The following is a 17,993-nucleotide window of genomic DNA, read 5'->3' as shown; positions in this document are numbered from 1 at the left end:
CCCTCACCGCGCCAATTCCTTCAACCCGAAGCGGATCAGCTTCGAGGCGTCCGCGTCCTCGCCCGCCGTCTTCAGCGCCGCGGCCACCGCATTGGCGGCGGTGTCGCGAGAATAGCCGAGATTGACCAGTGCCGAGACGGCGTCGGTGATCGGCGCGGCGGCCACGCCTTCGCCGAGCTCCTGCTTCAGGCCGATGGTGCCCGAGGCGACACCCGCATAGGCCGGCGCCTTGTTCTTCAGCTCGGTAACGATGCGCTCGGCCACCTTCTTGCCGACGCCGGGCGCGCGGGAAACCATGGCGATGTCGCGCAGCGCGATGGCATTGGCGAGGTCGGCCGGCGCCAGCGTCGACAGGATGGCCAGCGCCACCTTGGCGCCGACGCCCGGCACATTGTTCATCAGCAACCGAAACCACTCGCGCTCAAGCTGCGACTGGAAACCATAGAGGCGCAGCATATCCTCGCGCACATAGGTCTCGATGAACAGCACCACCGCTTCGCCGGGCGAAGGCAGTGCCGCCAGCGTGCGCGCCGAGCAATAGGCAACATAACCGACGCCATGGATGTCGACGAGGCAATGATCCTCGTCGATCTCGTCCAGCGTGCCCTTGAGCTTGCCGATCATTTCCGACAGCCTCTCATGAAGCAAGCGCCATCCGATAGGCAGCGCTCTGGCGATGATGCGCGTGGCAAATCGCGATGGCCAGTGCGTCGGCGGCATGTTCGGTGTCGAACGTCGCTTTCGGCAGCAGCACCTTCACCATCATGTGGATCTGCTTCTTGTCGCCATGACCAACGCCGATGACGGCCTTCTTCACCGCATTGGGCGCATATTCGGCGACGACGAGGCCGGCGCGCGCCGGCACCAACATGGCGATGCCGCGCGCCTGGCCGAGCTTCAGCGTCGCCACGGCATCCTTGTTGACAAAGGTCTGTTCGACCGCCGCCTCATGCGGCATTGCCGTATGCAGGACTTCGGCGAGCCCGTCATGCAATTGGCAGAGCCGCGTCGCCAACGCCGCCTTGTCCTCGGAGCGCACGGTGCCGGACGCGACGAAGCGCAAGGAATTGCCGAGGCTCTCGACGATGCCCCAGCCGGTACGCCTGAGCCCCGGATCGATGCCGATGATGCGAATCGCGTCCCCCATCCGTTCACTTTACCTCCGGCGGACAGCGATGCCAGCGAAATGTGAACAAACCGGAAACGAAGGCCTATCGGGCCGGAAATAGTCCGAAGCCGCTCAGTTGCGGGCGAAGGCCGTGTTGAGCAGGCTGATCTGGTCGGAAACCGGATTGGGCCGGCGGCCCATCGGCTGCATGTCGACCACCGCGCCGGCGCCATAGATTTCGTCATCCATGCGGCGCACCAGCGCCTGCAGGCGAAGCGAGCGGTTGACGAGATCGAGGAAATCCTCGGGCAGTTCGGCCCAGCCGGCGGCTTCATCATGCGCGGAAGCGGTATCGAGGCGCACCTTGGACTTTTCCGAAGCGACTTGGTCGCGGGTCATCTCGCCGGAATTGGCCGCGCGCTGCAAAAGCAGCCAGGAGGCAACCTGCATCAGCCTCGTCGTCAGCCGCATCGATTCGGCCGCGTAGAGCGTGGCCGCCAGACGCGACAGTTTCTTGGCCTCGGCGCGGCCCTTGCCGTCGAGATATTCAGCCGCCTGTTCGACCAGCCCCATGCCTTCCTGGTAGAGCGGTTTGAAGGAGTGCGAAAAAACCCGACGCTCCGCCAGTTTGACGGTTTTCGCACTGCCTTTCGAAGGCTCGTTCATTGATACGCCCCTGCACTTGCAACCGGCCGATTCGGCTCCCTGCCGATACACCCGGCACCCTAAATGACTGAAGGTTGAAAATGCGCTTTGCAGGGGGTGAAGGCAAGCACATGTTTAACAGAAGGTTAACGGCGAGCCGCTGCGTCCGAGTCCCCGGAATGCGGACAAAAAAAGAGCCGCGGATAAGGCGGCTCTCAGGAGTTTAACAGGGAGGCGTCAAACAAAGTGGCTCCAACCACTCGGTAAGAATCCAGATCACTGGATGCGCATAGTAAACGCCTGTAAAGCTTAATGAACCTTTAACGGCCCCAATGTTTTTTGACCGAACGTCCCCATCCTGTGCCGTAACAGCACAGCCGACGGTGCCTAGTTCAGCCTCGGAGCCTGTTTCGAAAGTCGCTCTGGCGAGTCGTATGATGGCGGAGCGGACATTCGGGTCCGTGAGCACCGGAAGCGCAGAAAACGCCTTCAGATGGCCGCCAGAGTAGAATTTCCAAACAGGCGATTCAGGCCTTCTTCCAGACCGTCGGCAGGGCGATGAAGGCGAACAGCAGCATGGCCGCGTAGAAGCCCATCGAAGAAATCCCCACCAGCGGTTCGATCGCGGCATTGCCGGCGAGCAGGAAATAGAGGCCGATCAACAGGCCGATGCCGCTGACGGCCGTTAGCCAGAAATGGATGGTGGCGAGCATCTTCTGCCCGGCTGACGGAAACAGATGATAGAAGAAGGCGAACACCGCCGACATCAGCCATCCCGCGACCATGGTGTGGGCGTGGGTGGGCATCTGGCCATGATCCTGGCTGATCGCCATATGCAGGCCAAGCGCCATGCCGCACAGCGAATAGATGATGGCCAGCGTGAAGAAATTCCGTGCTACCCCTTGCATAATGTTCCCCCTGGTTGCCTCTTCCCGGTTGCGGTAATGGGTTGATCGTCAGGCGATTCCTGTCGCCACCGGCTCCCGGCGTCTGCGCACTAGCATCGGCAAATGTTTCCGTACGATGTCGCGCCAACCCCTCCCGACATTTCGTATATTAGCAGAAGCGAACCTGGGCATCTGCGGTCGCTGCAGGTTATGCCCGTGAAAAAGCAGCCGAAACAGAGCCGGGGTTTCCGCGACATCGTTCCGAAACACCCGCCGCGCTAAACGCCCGCTCCTCTGACGGCTGGCGCAATCCGCTCCGCCGCAAACCTACCCGGAGCAAGCCATGGACTGGTACTCGATCGTCAAATTCCTCCACGTCATCTCGGCCATTTTGTGGGTCGGAGGCGGCTTCGCACTGTTCCTGCTCGGCATGCTTGCCGAGCGCGCCGGCAACATCGAGGACAAGCTTCAGGCGATAAGGGCCAGCGGGCAGTTGGGCGCGCGTTTCTTCGTACCGATGTCGATGCTGACCCTGCTCTTCGGCCTCGTCATGTGCGGCTTCTGGGTCGGCTTCTTCGAGCTGTGGGTCATCATCGGCCTGGCCGGCTATGCCACGACCTTCTCGATCGGCATGCTCATCTTCAAGCCGACCGGCGAGCGCATGGGCGCGATGCTCGCCAAGGAGGGCATCACGCCGGCTGTTCTGGCCATCGGTCAGCGTATGATGAGCGCGGCACGCTTCGACTATGCCGTGATGCTGGTGATCGTCGCCGACATGGTGCTCAAGCCGACCACGCATGATGTCGGCATCCTCGCCGGTATGATACTGGTTCTGGTGGCGGGCGCTACGCTGGCCTTCGGCGGAAGCCGCCGGCTCGTGGAAAGCGCCGCCTGACGCTGGCGGTGAACTGCGCGCGGCAGCAAAGCCGCCGGCTCGCTACATCAGGCCGGCAACGCCATCCCACAAAAGCTTCAGCGCCACGACCGCCACGGTCGCGTAGGTAAAGGGATAAAAAATCTCCGGCCGCATGCGCCGCACCAGCCAGGCGCCGGCGATGGTCGAGAGTGGCGCCAGCGGCATCAGCACGGCCGACGCCGTCAGGTTGGCGGTGTCGAACTGGCCGAGCGCGAAATAGGGGATGAGCTTCAGCGCATTGGTCGCGGCAAAAAAGATCGCGGCCGTGCCAGACAGCACCTTGGGGTCGAGCCGGATCGGCAGCGCATAGACCTGGAAGGGCGGGCCGCCGACATGGGCGACGAAGCTGGTGAAGCCGGCGACCGTACCCCAGATCGCGGCAGCCACGCGGTTGGGTTCGGCGGCATGGTCGGCGCCGTGGCGGAACTGCAGATAAAGCCAGCGCAGCACGAAGATGATGGCGACGGCGCCGACGATCAGCCGCACCGCCTCCTCTGTGACAAGTGCCGCCGTCAGCCAGCCGAGTCCGATACCGATGACGGCGCCCGGCATCATGTCAACCAGCATCTTGCGGTCATACACGCCCCACCACGTCCAAACCGAAACGATGTCCATCAGGCACAGGATCGGCAGCAGAATGGCGGCCGCCTGCACCGGCGGCATGGTCAGCGCCATCAGCGGCACGCCGACGAAACCGACAGCGCCGCCAAACCCGCCCTTGGACAGGCCGACCAGAATGACCGCCGGAATGGCGGCCGCGTAGAACCAGGGATCGAGAAGCAGGCCTGACATGGGGAGGGGACTGGTCTGGAGGGAAAGCGTCAACGCCTGAATAGCCCAGAATTCCCGGCGGAGCGACAGCAAATGCGAGCGGCTGCGCGTCCGGCCAGGACGCCTTGTGCTAGCGACGAGCCGAGACCAGCAGGAACATCGGCCGCTCGAGCTCTTCGGCGAGCTCCGGCTTGGCCGCGATCTGGGCATCCGTCGGACAAAATTCCTCTACATGCTCGATCGCGAAACCGGACCGGATCAGCGCGTTCAGCGTGGTGCCGATGGTGCGGTGGTGTTTTACCACCCCCTTGGCCAGCCAGTCGGTCTTGCGCGGGCCTTCCACCAGGTAGCGGTCGACAGGCCATGTCCTGCGGCCTTCCGCATCGACCGCCCAGCCGGGCCTGGTCGGGGCCATGTAGATCGGATGCTCCGTCGAGAAGACGAAATGCCCGCCGGGCGACAAGGCCTGGTGTACCGTCCTGAACAGGCGCGCGACGTCCTCGACATAGTGCAAGGCAAGCGAACTGTAGGCGAGATCGAAGCTGTCTTGCGGCAGGCTGAGCTGGTCGAGGTCGGCCCGTTCATAAATGATGCCTGCGTCCGGGCCGGCAGCCCTCGCCCGGGCCAGCATCTTCTCCGACAGGTCCACCCCAAGGACGTGGCTCGCCCCGTGCTCATGCGCCCAGCGGCAGAACCAGCCGAAACCGCAGCCGAGGTCGACGATCCGCAAGCCGCCGACTTCAGGCAGCATCGCGCGCAGCGCCGGCCATTCGGCGGCACCGTCCAGACCTTCGATCGACCGGCCAAGCTGGCTATAGCCCGCGAAGAAATCCGGCTGGTCGTAGATATTCTGCGCCATGTCTACCTCGTCTCACAGCCCACCATCTGGCGGGCTGACATTTAGTGGACCGGTCGCGCCTGTCCACCACGGCCATGTGGGGTCAAGACGAAGATGAAACCCCGAACGGCGGCGGCCGCCGCCGGATCGGCTGCGCCTTGATGATGGCGGTGCTGGTCTCCGCCTTGTCGGCAATGCGGTCGAGAATGCCGTCGAGGTCGCCGATCGAGCGCACGAACAGCCGGGCGACGAAACAGTCGTCACCCGTCACCTTGTCGCATTCACCGAACTCGGCGATCTCCTCGATCAGTTTCTGGACGATGTGCAGCTTGCCGGGCAAAGGCCGGATGCGCACTATCGCCTGCAGCGTATAGCCGAGCGCCAGCGGATCGATCTCGACCGTGAACGACCGGATGACGCCGCGCTCCTCGAGCCGCCGAAGCCGCTCCGAAACACTTGGCGACGACAGCCCGACCCGGGCAGCCAGCTCCTTCAGCGAGGTTCGTGCATCACGCACCAGGATATCGAGGAGATTTCGGTCGAGATCGTCAAGCATTTCAGATTTCTCGCAAATTCGCGGCGGTAGCCTAATATAATTAGGCCACCTCTCCATATCGCCTTTTCCATGAGATGGAAAGCGGCCGCCTCGCATGAGATTATGCCGCCTCAACGAGCTCAGAGGTTATCATGAACGATACGGTGCGCGGCACGGTCGAAATGTCGGCCGCAATGGCCATTCTCGGGACGATCGGATGGTTCGTCGTCATGTCCGGCCAGCCGATCATGGATGTGGTGTTCTGGCGCTGCGCGTTCGGGGCGGTGACGCTGCTGGTCATCTGCGCTTGCCTGGGATTGCTGCGCGGCGGACTTTCCCCTCGCGTCATTGGCCTCGCCGCGCTTGGCGGTGCGGCCATCGTTATCAACTGGCTGCTCCTGTTCAGCGCCTTCTCCCGCGCGTCGATCTCGATCGCCACCGCCGTCTACAACACCCAGCCCTTCATGCTGGTCGGCTTCGGCGCACTTTTCTTCGCCGAACGGCTCACGCTGACCAAGCTGACATGGCTGGCAATAGCCTTCGCCGGCATGGTGCTGATCGTCGAGGCCGCGCCTGACGCCGGCGATGTCGGCACCAACTATTTTGCCGGCATCCTGATGGCGCTGGCCGCGGCCTTCTTCTGGGCCGTCGCGGCTATCGTCACCAAGAAACTCAAGGGCACGCCGCCGCATCTGATCGCGCTGATACAGGTCTGCGTCGGCGTCGTCATGCTGGCGCCCTTCGCCAATCTCTCGCATCTTCCCGCCGACCCGTGGAGCTGGGCCATGCTGGCGACGCTCGGCATTGTCCACACCGGCCTGATGTACATATTGATGTACGGCGCCATCCAGAAGCTGCCGACGCATCTGCAGGGATCGCTGTCCTTCATCTATCCGGTGGTTGCCATCCTGGTCGATGTCGTGGCTTTCGGCCATCGGCTGCATCTCAGCCAGGTCGCCGGCGCCGCCGCCATCCTGGTGGCTGCCGCCGGCATGAACCTCGGCTGGTCCTTGTGGAAATCGAAGGCGGTCACCGTGAGCCCTGAGCCGGCCAAATAGGGCAGGCACGCCGGTCGCCCGGCGGCCAGGAAACGTGATCCCGACTGCCCGCCTGTTCAAAGCGGGCAGTTTGCTCTATGCCGCAATGCAACCATCTTCGCCCGGCATAGGCGAAACCCGGGATCGAAGAACCATGAACGACGTCACACCCCCAAATCGTTGCCGCATCGTGCTGATCGCGCCACCCGGCGTGCCAGCCGCCCGCATTGCCACCGCATTCGACGGCGGCGATGTGGCCTCGCTGATCCTGCCCGAGAACGGCATGGACGAGGCCTCCTTCCAGGCCTTTGCCGAACAGATCGTGCCGACGGCTCAGGCCGCGGGCGTGGCCGTGATCATCGCCGGCGACACCCGCATCGCCGGCCGTGTCCAGGCCGACGGCATCCATGTCGAGACGTCCAAGGCCGAACTCGCCGAGACGATCGAACATTTCCAGGCGAAGATGATGGTCGGCGCCGGCGGCGCCAAGAAGCGCGACGACGCGCTCGAGCTTGGCGAGGTCAGGCCTGACTACATCTTCTTCGGTCGCTTCGGCTACGACAACCAACCGGAGCCGCATCCGCGCAACCTGTCGCTGGGTGAGTGGTGGGCGCAGATGATCCAGATTCCCTGCATCGTCATGGCCGGATCCGACCTGGCTTCCGTCGAGGAAGTGGCCGCCACAGGCGCCGAGTTCGTCGCGTTGTCGAGCGCGGTGTTTGCCGACGGTGTCGATCCGAAAACGGCCGTGGCCCGAGCCAACGCATTGCTCGACGAAACCGCGCCGCGCTTCGAGGACTGATGTGGCTCCGGTAAGGCTTCCCCTTCAGGCCTTGCTTGCAGCGGTCTTGATCCAGGCCGCCGCCGCCGAAACCATACCCTTGCCGCCGCCCCAGCCTGACACCGGCGCGCACACCGACAAGCCGATCGAAAGGCAGCTGCCGCAGCCCGCCACCACGGCGGAGCCCGTACCGCTGCCCTCGGTCGACAGCATCAATCCCGACCGCTTCGGCGCCAAGCCGGCGGACGCGGCCTATGGCGCCTTTCAGCGCGGGCTCTACAAAACGGCCTATAATCTGGCGCTGACCCGCGCCCAGAATGGCGACCCGGCCGCGCAGACATTGGTGGCCGAAATCCTGTCGCGCGGGCTCGGCGTGCCGTTGAATGCGGCGGAGGCCTCGAAATGGTATGCGCTCGCCGCCGAACAGGGCGTGCCTGAGGCGCAGTTCCAGTATGCGCTGATGCTGCTCGACGGCCGCTACGTCAAGAAGGACTCGAAAGAGGCCTACGCCTTGATGCAGGCCGCCGCCGAAGCCGGCAACCAGCTGGCACAGTTCAATTTCGCGCAGATGCTGGTCCGGCAGGATCCCGGCGACGCGGGTCTGACCAAGGCAGTCTCCTATTACGAGCGCGCCGCCGCGACCGGTCTCCCCGATGCGCAATACGCCATGTCCCAGATCTATGCCAACGGCGTCGGCGGCAAGCCCCGCGACGACACGCAGGCAAGACGCTTCCTGGCGCAGGCCGCGCGGCAGAACTACGACACCGCGCAGATCGATCTCGCCGCCTGGATGATCGAGGGCCGGGGCGGCGCCCGCGACCTGAAATCGGCTTTCGGCTGGACGAAGCAGGCCGCCGAGGGCGGCAACGTCGCCGCGCAGAACCGGCTGGCAAAACTCTACATGCAAGGCATCGGCACAGATCCGGACCTGGTGCTCGCCGGCGCCTGGTACATCGTCGCCCGCCGCGCCGGTCTCATCGACCCCGACATGGACGATTTCCTGCAAGGGCTGAGCGACGATCAGACCAAACAGGCCCTGCAGAAGGCAAACCGGCTGCCCTGATGGCGCTGCTCGATTATTGCATGTGATCGAGGACGACCTTACCGAAGGGCGAGCCGTGCTCGAGGTGCCGGAAGGCTGCGGCCGCGTCCTTCCAGGCAAACACCTTCTCGATCACGGGTCTTATCCGGTTGACTGTCAGGCCTCGGTTCATCGCCTCGAAGGATTCGCGTGAGCCCACAGGTATGCCACGCGCCCTGACCTGGCGGCGGAAGATGTCGAGGGGATTGATCGACCCTTCGCTGCCGCCGAGATAGCCGATGACGTTGATCTGGGCGCCACGCGCCGAAGTCTTCAGCGACTGGGCGAAGCTTTGCGGCCCGCCGACCTCGATAATATGGTCCGCGCCGCGGCCGTCGGTCAGTGCCAGCACGGCCGGTGCCCAATCGGGATTGTCGCGATAGTTGATGCCGTGATGCGCGCCAAGCGCCTTTGCCCGCGTGAGCTTGTCGTCGCTGCTCGACGTGACGATGACATGTGCGCCGGCTGCCGCGGCGAACTGCACCGCAAACAGCGAGACACCGCCGGTGCCCAGGCTGAGCACCGTCTCGCCCGGCTTCACCTGGCCTTCGGTGAACAGTGCGTGCCAGGCCGTGACCCCGGCGCAAGGCAATGTCGCCGCTTCGACATCGCTCAGATGTGGCGGTGCGAGCACGGCCGCCTGTTCGTCCAGCCGCGCGAACTCGCTGAGCAGACCATCGATGGGGCCGCCACGCTGATAGGAAGGCTCCGCCATGGCGAAACTGCCGCCGACCCAGCGCTGCCAGAACGTGCCGCAGACGCGGTCGCCGATCTTGAAACGGGTCACTTCGGCGCCAACCGCGACCACTTCGCCCACTCCGTCCGAAAGCGGTATCAGCGGCAGCGCAAAGGCGGTGTGGTAGCTGCTACGAGCGATCTCCACATCGCGGTAGTTCAGCGCTGTTGCCTTGACCTTGATGATCATCTCCTGGCGGCCGGGTTCCGGCATCGGCCGCTCGACAAGTCTGAGATTGTCGATGCCGCCGGGGGCCTGCAATTCGATCGCCTGCATTGCCGTTCCTTCCTTTTGAAAATCCGTCGAAAGGAAAATCGCTTGCCGGGACCTGATTTTCAAATTCATAATAATCAGGATGATTATGCATATGAGGATCAGGGATGCTGGAGGAACTACGCACGCTTGTGCTCTTCGCCGAGGAAGGCTCGATCCAGAATGTGGCGCGCCGCCTGCCTTTGACACAGCCGGCCGTCACCCGGCAGATGCAGCGGCTGGAGGATATGCTCGCGACAACGCTTCTCGATCGCCGGCAGAAGCCGCCGCGGCTGACCGCAGCGGGATTGGAGGTGCTGGCGCGCGCAAGGGACATACTGGCTTCGGTCGAGGCTCTGAAAGCGTTCGCCGCCGAAGCTGAGCCGCAGGGCGTGCTGCGTGTCGGCCTGACACATGGCTTGTCCGATGCAAGCATTGCGGGCGCTATCGCCGGCGCGGCCGCCGCGTTCCCAAGAATATCGTTGCGGCTCAAGACCGGCTGGAGCGCGGAGCTCATCGAGCAGTTCGAACGCGGTCAGCTCGATATGGCGATCGTTCTGCGACCTGCCGATCATCGAGGCTCGGACGTGCTCGGCACCGAACGTCTCTGCATCATAGCGCAGGCGGGCGCCCATCTCACGGACGCCCGGGCACCCATGCCTTGGGTTCTCAGCCCCGAGCCTTGCGACGCCCGTCAGACACTGCTCTCCAGTTTGGGCGGCGAACGGCATCCGCTCATCGTGGCGGCGGAAATCCAGGATCCGGCGATGCAGATGGAATGGGTCCGTCGGGGACACGGCCTCGGCCTCATGCCGTTGCGGCTCGCGGCGCACGGACTTCCCGACGGCCTCGCGCTCGTCGATCTCGAAGGTGTCGACCTTTCATTGCAGGTCGTGGCAATGCGCTCGCCACATCTCCACCGGCTGGCGAAGGTCGTGGAGGCCATTGCAAAGACCGTCGGCGAAGCCATCAAGATCGGGGCTGACCGGCCGTAGCCGATCCGGCGTCCCTTGCCTCTCCGGACGATTTGTGGTCTTGGGAGCCCGAAATCGCTTGTCCCGGCGAAAATCTCATTCCGGATCCCATCATCATGGCCAAGATCAATGGCAACGAAATCCGTCCCGGCTACGTCATCGAGCACGATGGCGGCCTGTGGGTGGCGGTCAGGACCAACACCGTCAAGCCCGGCAAGGGAGGCGCCTACAACCAGGTCGAACTGAAGAACCTGATCAACGGCACCAAGCTCAACGAGCGCTTCCGTTCGGCCGAGACGGTCGAACAGATCCGCCTCGACCTGAAGGATTTTTCCTTCCTCTACGAACAGGACGACGCGCTGGTTTTCATGGACACCCAGAGCTACGAACAGCTCGAACTGAACAAGGATTTCGTCGGCGACCGCGCCGCCTTCCTGCAGGACGGCATGATGGTGACGGTTCAGCTCTATGAGGAGAGGCCGATCGGCATCTCGCTGCCCGACTATGTCACCCTGACCATCACCGAGGCCGACCCGGTGGTGAAGGGCCAGACGGCGGCATCCTCCTACAAGCCGGCGGTGCTGGAGAACGGCATCCGCGTGCTGGTGCCGCCCTTCATCGGCGCCGGCGAACGCATCATCGTCGACACCAACGAAATCACTTACGTGCGCCGCGCGGACTGACGCGCGGGCACAGGAAGACACACGATGGCACGCTCAGCCCTTCTTAATGTCATGGTCCAGGCCGCAATGAAGGCCGGCCGCTCGCTGTCGCGCGACTTCGGCGAGGTCCAGAACCTGCAGGTCTCGTTGAAAGGTCCGGGCGACTATGTCAGCCAGGCCGACCGCAAGGCCGAGGACATCATCTTCGCCGAATTGTCGAAGGCGCGCCCGGGCTACGGTTTCCTGATGGAGGAGCGCGGCACGGTGGAAGGCGAAGACAGCCAGCACCGCTGGATCGTCGATCCGCTCGACGGCACCACCAATTTCCTGCACGGCATTCCGCTTTTCGCTGTCTCGATCGCGCTGGAGCGCCAGGGCCAGATCGTAGCCGGCGTCATCTACAATCCGGCCATGGACGAGCTTTATACGACCGAGCGCGGTGGCGGCGCTTTCATGAACGATCGCCGGCTGCGCGTGGCCGGACGCATCAAGCTGGTCGACACGGTGATCGGCTGCGGCATGCCGCATCTGGGACGCGGCCACCATGGCAATTTCCTCGTGGAATTGCGTAACGTCATGGCCGACGTCTCGGGCGTGCGCCGTCTCGGTTCCGCCGCGCTCGATCTCGCCTATGTCGCCGCCGGCCGCATGGACGGTTTCTGGGAAACCGGCCTGTCGGCCTGGGACATCGCCGCGGGCCTGCTCCTGATCCGCGAAGCCGGCGGTTTCGTCTCCGACATGGATGGCGGGCAGGAGATGCTGGACAACGGCTCGGTCGTCGCGGGCAACGAGGTCATCCAGCGTGCGCTGCTGAAGACGGTGAAAAAGCCCCTGGCATCCCGCTAAAGCCTCCCGGCGCGCCGAACCGCCGCAGTCGCAAAACCGCCACCTAAACTTGAAATACTGTCCGGCGGTTGCCCAGATATGGGGCGAAGCAGGACGATCGATGGTCAATATCCCGCCGCAACTCGAAATCCCCTTTGTCGGGCGCTGGCACTACTCCCGCGCGGAGATGATCGCCGACGGCATTGTCCATGCTGTCGGCATCGTGCTGGCGATCGCGGCCGGCTCGGCACTGCTGGCGCTGGCGGCGTTTCGCGTCGGACCTGGCGAGTATATCGCCGCCGCCTTCTATGTCGTTTCGCTGCTCACCGTGCTGTCGGTGTCGCTGGCCTACAATCTGTGGCCGGTGTCGTCTCCGGCCAAATGGGTTCTGAGGCGTTTCGATCACGCCGCGATCTATCTTCTGATCGCCGCCACCTACACGCCTTTCCTTGCGCAGCTCGACGCTTCGCCGCTGGCCCGCTGGATGATCGTGCTGGTCTGGACCGCGGCGGCGACGGGCATCGCCATCAAGGTGTGCTTTCCCGGCCGTTTCGACCGGCTGGCGATCGTCTTCTATCTCGCCATCGGCTGGAGCGGCATCGTCCTGGTCAAGCCGCTCGTCGAGACGCTGCCGACGACGTCGATCGTGCTCATCGTTGCCGGTGGCGTCGTCTATTCCTGCGGCGTCATCTTCTTCACCTGGAAGGGTCTGCGCTTCCACAACGCGCTGTGGCACGGCTTCGTCGTCACTGGCGCGGGCCTGCATCTGGCGGCCATGGTCGACTGCCTGGTGATTAACCGTTTCTGATCCGCCTGCGGCAATATTGCCAAGCGCCATTCAATTTGGTCACAATTCCGTTTAGAGTCGCGAACGACGTGATCGGCGGCAGCGGCAGCGAAAACGGGGCACGGATGGCTTTTCTCAGATCCTTCGGCATGGGCAGGCGCTCTGACGTACTGATCTACGATCCCCATAAACTGTCGAGTCCGCAGGTGTTCCTGCTGACCATGGTCATCTTCCTGGCCATCGTCGCCTTCATTGCCGCCATCCTGACCCGCCAGATCTCGACGGCCTTCGTGACCAATCCCGGGCTCAACGGCCTGATCATCGGCGTGCTCGCGGTCGGCATCCTGCTTGCCTTCGCCCAGGTCGGGCGGCTGTTTCGCGAGGTGCGCTGGCTCAACTCCTTCCGCGCCGGCTCGGAGACCATCGAACCGGTGCTGCTGGCGCCGATGAAAGCCATGATCGGCCGCTCCTCGACCATGGCCTTCTCGACCTCCTCGATGCGCACCATGCTCGATTCCATCGCCACGCGCCTCGACGAAAGCCGCGACACCTCGCGCTACCTGGTCGGCCTCCTGGTGTTTCTCGGCCTGCTCGGCACCTTCTGGGGCCTGTTGAACACGATCGGCTCGATCCGCGAGACCATCGAATCGCTCGACCCGGGCACCGGTGACGCCGCGGCGGTGCTCGATTCGCTGAAACAGGGCCTGTCGGCGCCGCTGGCCGGCATGGGCACCGCCTTCTCGTCCTCGCTGTTCGGTCTGTCCGGCTCGCTCGTGCTCGGTTTCCTCGATCTGCAGGCGGGCCGCGCCCAGACGCGCTTCTACACCGAGCTTGAAAACTGGCTGTCCTCGGTCACCGATCTCTCCTCCGACATCGTCGTCTCCGATCAGGCCAAGAGCGAACCATCCGACGAGATCCGTCTGTTGTCGGAGCGGCTGCGCAGCATGCAGGAGAATGGCGGCGGCTCCAATCCGCGCGTCGCCACCGCCATGGCCAACCTCGCCGACGGCATTTCCGGCCTGGTCAAGAACATGCGTTCCGAGCAGCAGATCATGCGTGACTGGGTCGAGGCCCAGTCCGATGAGCAGAAGGCCATGCGCAACACACTGGAAAAGATCGCCGACGCCCTGAAGAAGCCCGGGGTGCACTGACATGGCGCTTGCCAGGGGCCGGCGTACCGATCGCCGCATCGACTACTGGCCGGGCTTTGTCGACGCGCTGTCGACGCTGCTTTTGGCCATCATGTTCCTGCTCACCGTCTTCGTGCTGGCGCAGTTCCTGCTCGGCCGCGAGATCTCCGGCAAGGACACGGTGCTCAACCGCCTCAACTCGCAGATCAACGAACTGACCCAGTTGCTGGCGCTGGAGCGCTCGACGGCGCAGGACAAGGAGGATTCGCTGGCCAATCTGCAGGCGTCGCTGTCGGCGGCCGAGGCGGAGAAGAGCCGGCTCGAACAGTTGCTGGCGCAAGGCGCCGGCGCCGGCGACCAGGCCAACCAGCGCGCCGCGGCGCTTTCGGGCGAACTCGACAGCCAGCGCCAGATCAGCCAGCAGGCGCTGAGCCAGGTCGAAATCCTCAACCAGCAGATCGCCGCCTTGCGCAAGCAAATCGGCGCGCTTGAAGACGCCCTCAATGTGTCCGAAGCCCGCGACCGCGATTCCAACACCAAGATCGCCGATCTCGGCCGCCGGCTGAACGTCGCCCTGGCTCAGCGCGTGCAGGAATTGAACCGCTACCGCTCCGATTTCTTCGGACGTCTGCGCGAGATCCTCGCCGACCGCGAGAACATCCGCATCGTCGGCGACCGCTTCGTCTTCCAGTCGGAAGTGCTGTTTCCGACCGGCTCCGAGGTGATCAACGATGCCGGCAAGGTCGAGATGAAGAAGCTCGCCGACGCCATCATCGAGTTGCAGAAGGAAATCCCCCCCGAGATCAACTGGGTGCTGCGCGTCGACGGCCATACCGACAACAAGCCGCTCTCCGGCACCGGCCGCTACCGCGACAATTGGGAATTGTCGTCGGCGCGTTCGACCTCGGTGGTCAAGTTCCTGATCGACAACGGCGTGCCGGCCAACCGCCTGGTCGCCGCCGGCTTCGGTGAGTTCCAGCCGCTCGACCCCGCCGACACCGACGAGGCTCGCAACAAGAACCGCCGCATTGAACTGAAGCTCACCGAACGTTGATTTCTCATCACGCGAGCTCACGCGAATTTGTTCGCCGGCTCAACTTTAGGGCGCAAGCCGGAGCCGACAAGGCCTGAAAAGATTATCTTTTTTTAATTACACTTCCCGCCGGAGCGCTCCTAGCCTGCCGCGCAGGGCCGAGAACCGCCGGCGATGCCTCCCCATCGCGACGCGACGGAACTGACGACCCAAACGGTCGGAAGGCGAGGCGGCGCGGCCGCTCCCTTCCTTGCAGGAGGAAGCGCCCCATGCGCACATCAGCATCTCTCAAGACGGCAACGCTTGCCGCAATTCTCATCGTCGCCCCGCTCGCCGCCGCCTATGCCGCGGGCCATCACAAGGGCGCTCTCGACGCGAGCGACCCGACCGACATGACCGGCCCGCGTGTCGAGGCTCTCATCGAACAGGTTCAGGGCGTCCACCAGGGCATAGTCGACGCCAGGCAGGCCAACAACATCACCCCGGCGGTGGCGGAGCGCCTGGAAATGCGCACCGCCCGCATCAGCCAGGCGGCCGAGAAGATCGCCGCGTCCGATCACGGCAGGATACCGGCCGCGCAATATCATGACCTGCTGCGCCGTCTCGACAATGTCGACCAGCGGCTGCGGGTCGATACCGGCAGCGGTTTCCTGATGGGCGACGGCGCCGACGGCGGAAACTATCCGAACGGCTGAGGCCGTCCGGCAAGGTCCAAGAGGAAGGGACCACCTGGCGCCTTCGGGACCCCAATCCCGCCGGCGTCCTTTTTTTCTCACCAGCCCGGCTTGCCTACCAACCAAGCCAGACCGCGATCAAGGCGACCACCGCCGGCACGGTCTGGACGAACAGGATTTTGCCGCTGACCGTTGCCGCGCCGTAAAGGCCGGCAACCGCCACGCACAGCAGGAAGAAGACCTTGACCTGAAAACCGGCGGCGCCGAGGTAAAGCCCCCAGAGCAGGCCGGCGGCGAGAAATCCGTTGTAGAGGCCCTGATTGGCGGCCAGCACCTTCGACGCCTTGGCGAATTCGGGCGTCAGGCGGAATGTCTCGTGCCCGCGCGGCGTGTCCCAAAGCGCCATCTCGAGATAGACGATGTAGACATGGATCAAGGCCACCAGCCCGACCAGGATGTTGCCGATCATTTGCTCCCCCTTCACGCGTTGCCGACAGCATTTCATGTGTGGCATCGGCTGCGCAAGATGCATCCGCCGGACGGCATCTAAGCAATTCCAGGAAAAGTGTGCAGCGGTTTTCCGGGGAAAAGCGCGTAGCGCTTTCCCTAGGGAATTGCGTCAAACAAAGAGTTAGAGCGGTTTGCCGTTTCCGTGAAACGGTGAACCTCTGAGGGTTGCCAAGGCTTTTGCGTTGGTGTCTTTTCGCGCCGTCCTCAATCACGGAACCCGCCATGTCCTTTCAGAAACTCGACGACCTCGGCCACAAGCTCGAAGCGCTTGAGCATGCGCTGGCCATCCTCGGCGCCGATGAAGCGACGCACATGGCCGTCGGCGGCGGCGAGAAGCGCGCAGAGGCGATGGCGGCATTGGCCGGCATGTACCATGCCAGGGCGACCGCACCGGAAATCGCCGACTGGATCGCCACCGCCGAAGGCGAGGCGCTCGACGACGAGCAGCGTGCGGCGCTTGGCGAGCTGCGGCGGCAATACACCAACCTGACCTGCCTGCCGGTCGAATTCGTCGAACGGCAAACGACGGCGCGCATGCGCTGCGAGCAGCTGTGGCGCGACCTGCGCGCCAAGAACGACTGGGCGGGTTTCCAGCCGGCGCTCGAGGGCGTTGTGGCACTGGTGCGCGAAGAGGCGGCCCTGCGCTCCGACGTGCTCGGCCTCGCCCCCTATGATGCGCTTATGGAGCAATTCGACCCCGGCAACCGTACCGCCGACATCACCCCCGTCTTCGCCGATTTGAAAGCCTTCCTCAAAGGCTTCGTGCCGGAGGCGCTGGCGATCCAGGAAGCGCGGCTGCGCAAACATCCGCTGAAGCCGCTCTCGGGCACCTACGCCATCGACAAGCAGCGCGAGCTTGGCCTTGCCATGATGGCGGCGGTCGGTTTCGACCTGACGCACGGCTCACTGTCGGTGTCGCACCATCCCTTCTGCGGCGGCGTGCCCAGCGACGTGCGCATCACCACCCGTTACAAAACATCGGATTTCCTCTCGGCGCTGATGGGCGTGCTGCACGAGACCGGTCATGCGCTCTATGAACAGAACCTGCCGAAGGCGTGGTCGCACTGGCCGCTCGGCAAGGCGCGCGGCATGGCCGTGCATGAAAGCCAGAGCCTGTTCGTCGAAAAGCAGATCGGCCGCAATCCCGCCTTCTGGCACTGGGCGCTGCCGGTGGTGGAAAAACATCTCGGCGAGGCCTGGTCGCTCGACGATCTCCTGCCGCATGTGCATCGCGTCGAGCGCGGCCTGATCCGCGTCGACGCCGACGAGGTAACCTATCCCCTGCATGTCATCCTGCGCTACGAACTTGAGCAGGAGCTGGTCTCGGGCAGGCTGGAGGTTGCCGATTTGCTCGAGGCCTGGGATGCCAAGATGCGCGACTATCTCGGCCTCTCCACGCTGGACAACCCGGCCGATGGGCCGATGCAGGACGTGCACTGGCCGGGCGCCGCCTTCGGCTACTTCCCGTCCTACACGCTTGGCGCGATGATGGCGGCGCAGCAGTGGGCCGCGCTGACCCGGGAACATCCTTCCGCCGACGACGATCTTGCCAAAGGAAACTTCGCGGCCATCAATGGCTGGCGCCGCGAAAAAATCTGGTCGCAGGGCTCGCGCTGGTCGACGCCGGGCCTGCTCGAACGCGCCACCGGCGAAAAACTCAACGCCGTGCATTTCGTCAATCACCTGAAGCAGCGCTACGGCGGATGAAATCGGCCGTCCCGGTCTCGGCGGCCGGCGGCGGCGAACAAGGAGGCGATGACGCGCCATCGCCCGGCGGCCATCTTGCGGGATCGCCGCTACTTTTCTATCAC

21 protein-coding genes are annotated in these 17,993 nt (G+C 64.1%); 12 read left to right on the top strand and 9 right to left on the bottom strand.

What is annotated here, in order from left to right; all coding sequences use genetic code 11:
• Nucleotides 1–3: 3 nt before the first annotated feature.
• The 4 genes from ruvA to ACWGS8_RS01300 all read right to left on the bottom strand — a co-directional run bounded on the left by ruvA (nt 4) and on the right by ACWGS8_RS01300 (nt 2,661).
• Complete coding sequence (gene ruvA / locus ACWGS8_RS01315; protein ID WP_454580105.1) at nt 4–624, bottom strand: Holliday junction branch migration protein RuvA; 621 nt, start codon at nt 622–624, stop codon at nt 4–6.
• A gap of 13 nt (nt 625–637) precedes the next feature.
• Complete coding sequence (gene ruvC, locus ACWGS8_RS01310) at nt 638–1,147, bottom strand: crossover junction endodeoxyribonuclease RuvC (RefSeq protein WP_454579254.1); 510 nt, start codon at nt 1,145–1,147, stop codon at nt 638–640.
• Nucleotides 1,148–1,240: 93 nt separating this feature from the next.
• Nucleotides 1,241–1,774, bottom strand: a complete 534-nt coding sequence (rcdA, locus tag ACWGS8_RS01305; protein ID WP_096451211.1) for a protease adaptor protein RcdA — start codon at nt 1,772–1,774, stop codon at nt 1,241–1,243.
• 506 nt (nt 1,775–2,280) lie between these two features.
• The gene (locus ACWGS8_RS01300) at nt 2,281–2,661 is read right to left on the bottom strand and encodes a hypothetical protein (protein ID WP_454579253.1); all 381 of its coding nucleotides are present in this window, start codon (nt 2,659–2,661) and stop codon (nt 2,281–2,283) included.
• Nucleotides 2,662–2,983: 322 nt separating this feature from the next.
• On the opposite strand from ACWGS8_RS01300, the gene ACWGS8_RS01295 reads away from it, so the two are divergent.
• The gene (locus ACWGS8_RS01295) at nt 2,984–3,535 is read left to right on the top strand and encodes a DUF2269 family protein (protein WP_454579252.1); all 552 of its coding nucleotides are present in this window, start codon (nt 2,984–2,986) and stop codon (nt 3,533–3,535) included.
• A gap of 42 nt (nt 3,536–3,577) precedes the next feature.
• Here the strand turns inward: ACWGS8_RS01295 and ACWGS8_RS01290 are convergent, their stop codons facing one another.
• The 3 genes from ACWGS8_RS01290 to ACWGS8_RS01280 all read right to left on the bottom strand — a co-directional run bounded on the left by ACWGS8_RS01290 (nt 3,578) and on the right by ACWGS8_RS01280 (nt 5,721).
• Nucleotides 3,578–4,348, bottom strand: a complete 771-nt coding sequence (locus ACWGS8_RS01290; protein WP_454579251.1) for a sulfite exporter TauE/SafE family protein — start codon at nt 4,346–4,348, stop codon at nt 3,578–3,580.
• A 109-nt stretch (nt 4,349–4,457) separates the two neighbouring features.
• On the bottom strand, nt 4,458–5,186 hold the full coding sequence (locus ACWGS8_RS01285) for a class I SAM-dependent methyltransferase (RefSeq protein ID WP_454579250.1): 729 nt from the start codon (nt 5,184–5,186) through the stop codon (nt 4,458–4,460).
• An 82-nt stretch (nt 5,187–5,268) separates the two neighbouring features.
• Complete coding sequence (locus tag ACWGS8_RS01280; protein WP_454579249.1) at nt 5,269–5,721, bottom strand: Lrp/AsnC family transcriptional regulator; 453 nt, start codon at nt 5,719–5,721, stop codon at nt 5,269–5,271.
• Nucleotides 5,722–5,852: 131 nt separating this feature from the next.
• On the opposite strand from ACWGS8_RS01280, the gene ACWGS8_RS01275 reads away from it, so the two are divergent.
• The 3 genes from ACWGS8_RS01275 (at nt 5,853) to ACWGS8_RS01265 (ending at nt 8,581) form a co-directional block, all read left to right on the top strand.
• Nucleotides 5,853–6,758: a DMT family transporter gene (locus tag ACWGS8_RS01275; protein ID WP_454579248.1), complete on the top strand. Its 906-nt coding sequence runs from the start codon at nt 5,853–5,855 to the stop codon at nt 6,756–6,758.
• A gap of 133 nt (nt 6,759–6,891) precedes the next feature.
• The gene (locus tag ACWGS8_RS01270; RefSeq protein ID WP_454579247.1) at nt 6,892–7,539 is read left to right on the top strand and encodes a thiamine phosphate synthase; all 648 of its coding nucleotides are present in this window, start codon (nt 6,892–6,894) and stop codon (nt 7,537–7,539) included.
• A 1-nt stretch (nt 7,540) separates the two neighbouring features.
• Entirely contained in the window at nt 7,541–8,581 is a 1,041-nt protein-coding gene (locus tag ACWGS8_RS01265) for a tetratricopeptide repeat protein (protein ID WP_454579246.1), read from the top strand.
• A 13-nt stretch (nt 8,582–8,594) separates the two neighbouring features.
• On the opposite strand, the gene ACWGS8_RS01260 is transcribed toward ACWGS8_RS01265, so the two are convergent.
• On the bottom strand, nt 8,595–9,611 hold the full coding sequence (locus tag ACWGS8_RS01260; protein WP_454579245.1) for a zinc-dependent alcohol dehydrogenase family protein: 1,017 nt from the start codon (nt 9,609–9,611) through the stop codon (nt 8,595–8,597).
• Between the two features lie 104 nt (nt 9,612–9,715).
• On the opposite strand from ACWGS8_RS01260, the gene ACWGS8_RS01255 reads away from it, so the two are divergent.
• The 7 genes from ACWGS8_RS01255 to ACWGS8_RS01225 all read left to right on the top strand — a co-directional run bounded on the left by ACWGS8_RS01255 (nt 9,716) and on the right by ACWGS8_RS01225 (nt 15,693).
• Entirely contained in the window at nt 9,716–10,582 is an 867-nt protein-coding gene (locus ACWGS8_RS01255) for a LysR family transcriptional regulator (protein ID WP_454579244.1), read from the top strand.
• A 95-nt stretch (nt 10,583–10,677) separates the two neighbouring features.
• Nucleotides 10,678–11,244 (top strand): elongation factor P, encoded by a 567-nt coding sequence (gene efp / locus ACWGS8_RS01250; protein WP_019861758.1) that lies wholly within the window; start codon nt 10,678–10,680, stop codon nt 11,242–11,244.
• 24 nt (nt 11,245–11,268) lie between these two features.
• Entirely contained in the window at nt 11,269–12,069 is an 801-nt protein-coding gene (locus ACWGS8_RS01245) for an inositol monophosphatase family protein (protein ID WP_454579243.1), read from the top strand.
• 100 nt (nt 12,070–12,169) lie between these two features.
• Entirely contained in the window at nt 12,170–12,856 is a 687-nt protein-coding gene (gene trhA / locus ACWGS8_RS01240) for a PAQR family membrane homeostasis protein TrhA (RefSeq protein WP_454579242.1), read from the top strand.
• A 104-nt stretch (nt 12,857–12,960) separates the two neighbouring features.
• Nucleotides 12,961–13,986 (top strand): MotA/TolQ/ExbB proton channel family protein, encoded by a 1,026-nt coding sequence (locus tag ACWGS8_RS01235; RefSeq protein ID WP_454579241.1) that lies wholly within the window; start codon nt 12,961–12,963, stop codon nt 13,984–13,986.
• A 1-nt stretch (nt 13,987) separates the two neighbouring features.
• Nucleotides 13,988–15,019, top strand: coding sequence for a peptidoglycan -binding protein (locus tag ACWGS8_RS01230; protein ID WP_454579240.1), 1,032 nt, complete (start codon nt 13,988–13,990; stop codon nt 15,017–15,019).
• Nucleotides 15,020–15,267: 248 nt separating this feature from the next.
• Nucleotides 15,268–15,693: a hypothetical protein gene (locus ACWGS8_RS01225; protein ID WP_454579239.1), complete on the top strand. Its 426-nt coding sequence runs from the start codon at nt 15,268–15,270 to the stop codon at nt 15,691–15,693.
• A gap of 94 nt (nt 15,694–15,787) precedes the next feature.
• On the opposite strand, the gene ACWGS8_RS01220 is transcribed toward ACWGS8_RS01225, so the two are convergent.
• Nucleotides 15,788–16,141, bottom strand: coding sequence for a DUF1304 domain-containing protein (locus ACWGS8_RS01220; RefSeq protein WP_454579238.1), 354 nt, complete (start codon nt 16,139–16,141; stop codon nt 15,788–15,790).
• Nucleotides 16,142–16,404: 263 nt separating this feature from the next.
• Here ACWGS8_RS01220 and ACWGS8_RS01215 point away from each other — a divergent pair, with 263 nt between their 5' ends.
• Nucleotides 16,405–17,889 carry a carboxypeptidase M32 gene (locus tag ACWGS8_RS01215; protein WP_454579237.1) on the top strand — a complete coding sequence of 495 codons (1,485 nt, stop codon included), beginning with the start codon at nt 16,405–16,407 and terminating at the stop codon, nt 17,887–17,889.
• Nucleotides 17,890–17,993: the final 104 nt, after the last annotated feature.

The organism is Mesorhizobium sp. 43Arga (genome assembly GCF_053714255.1).
This window is presented reverse-complemented; position numbering and strand designations above follow the sequence as displayed.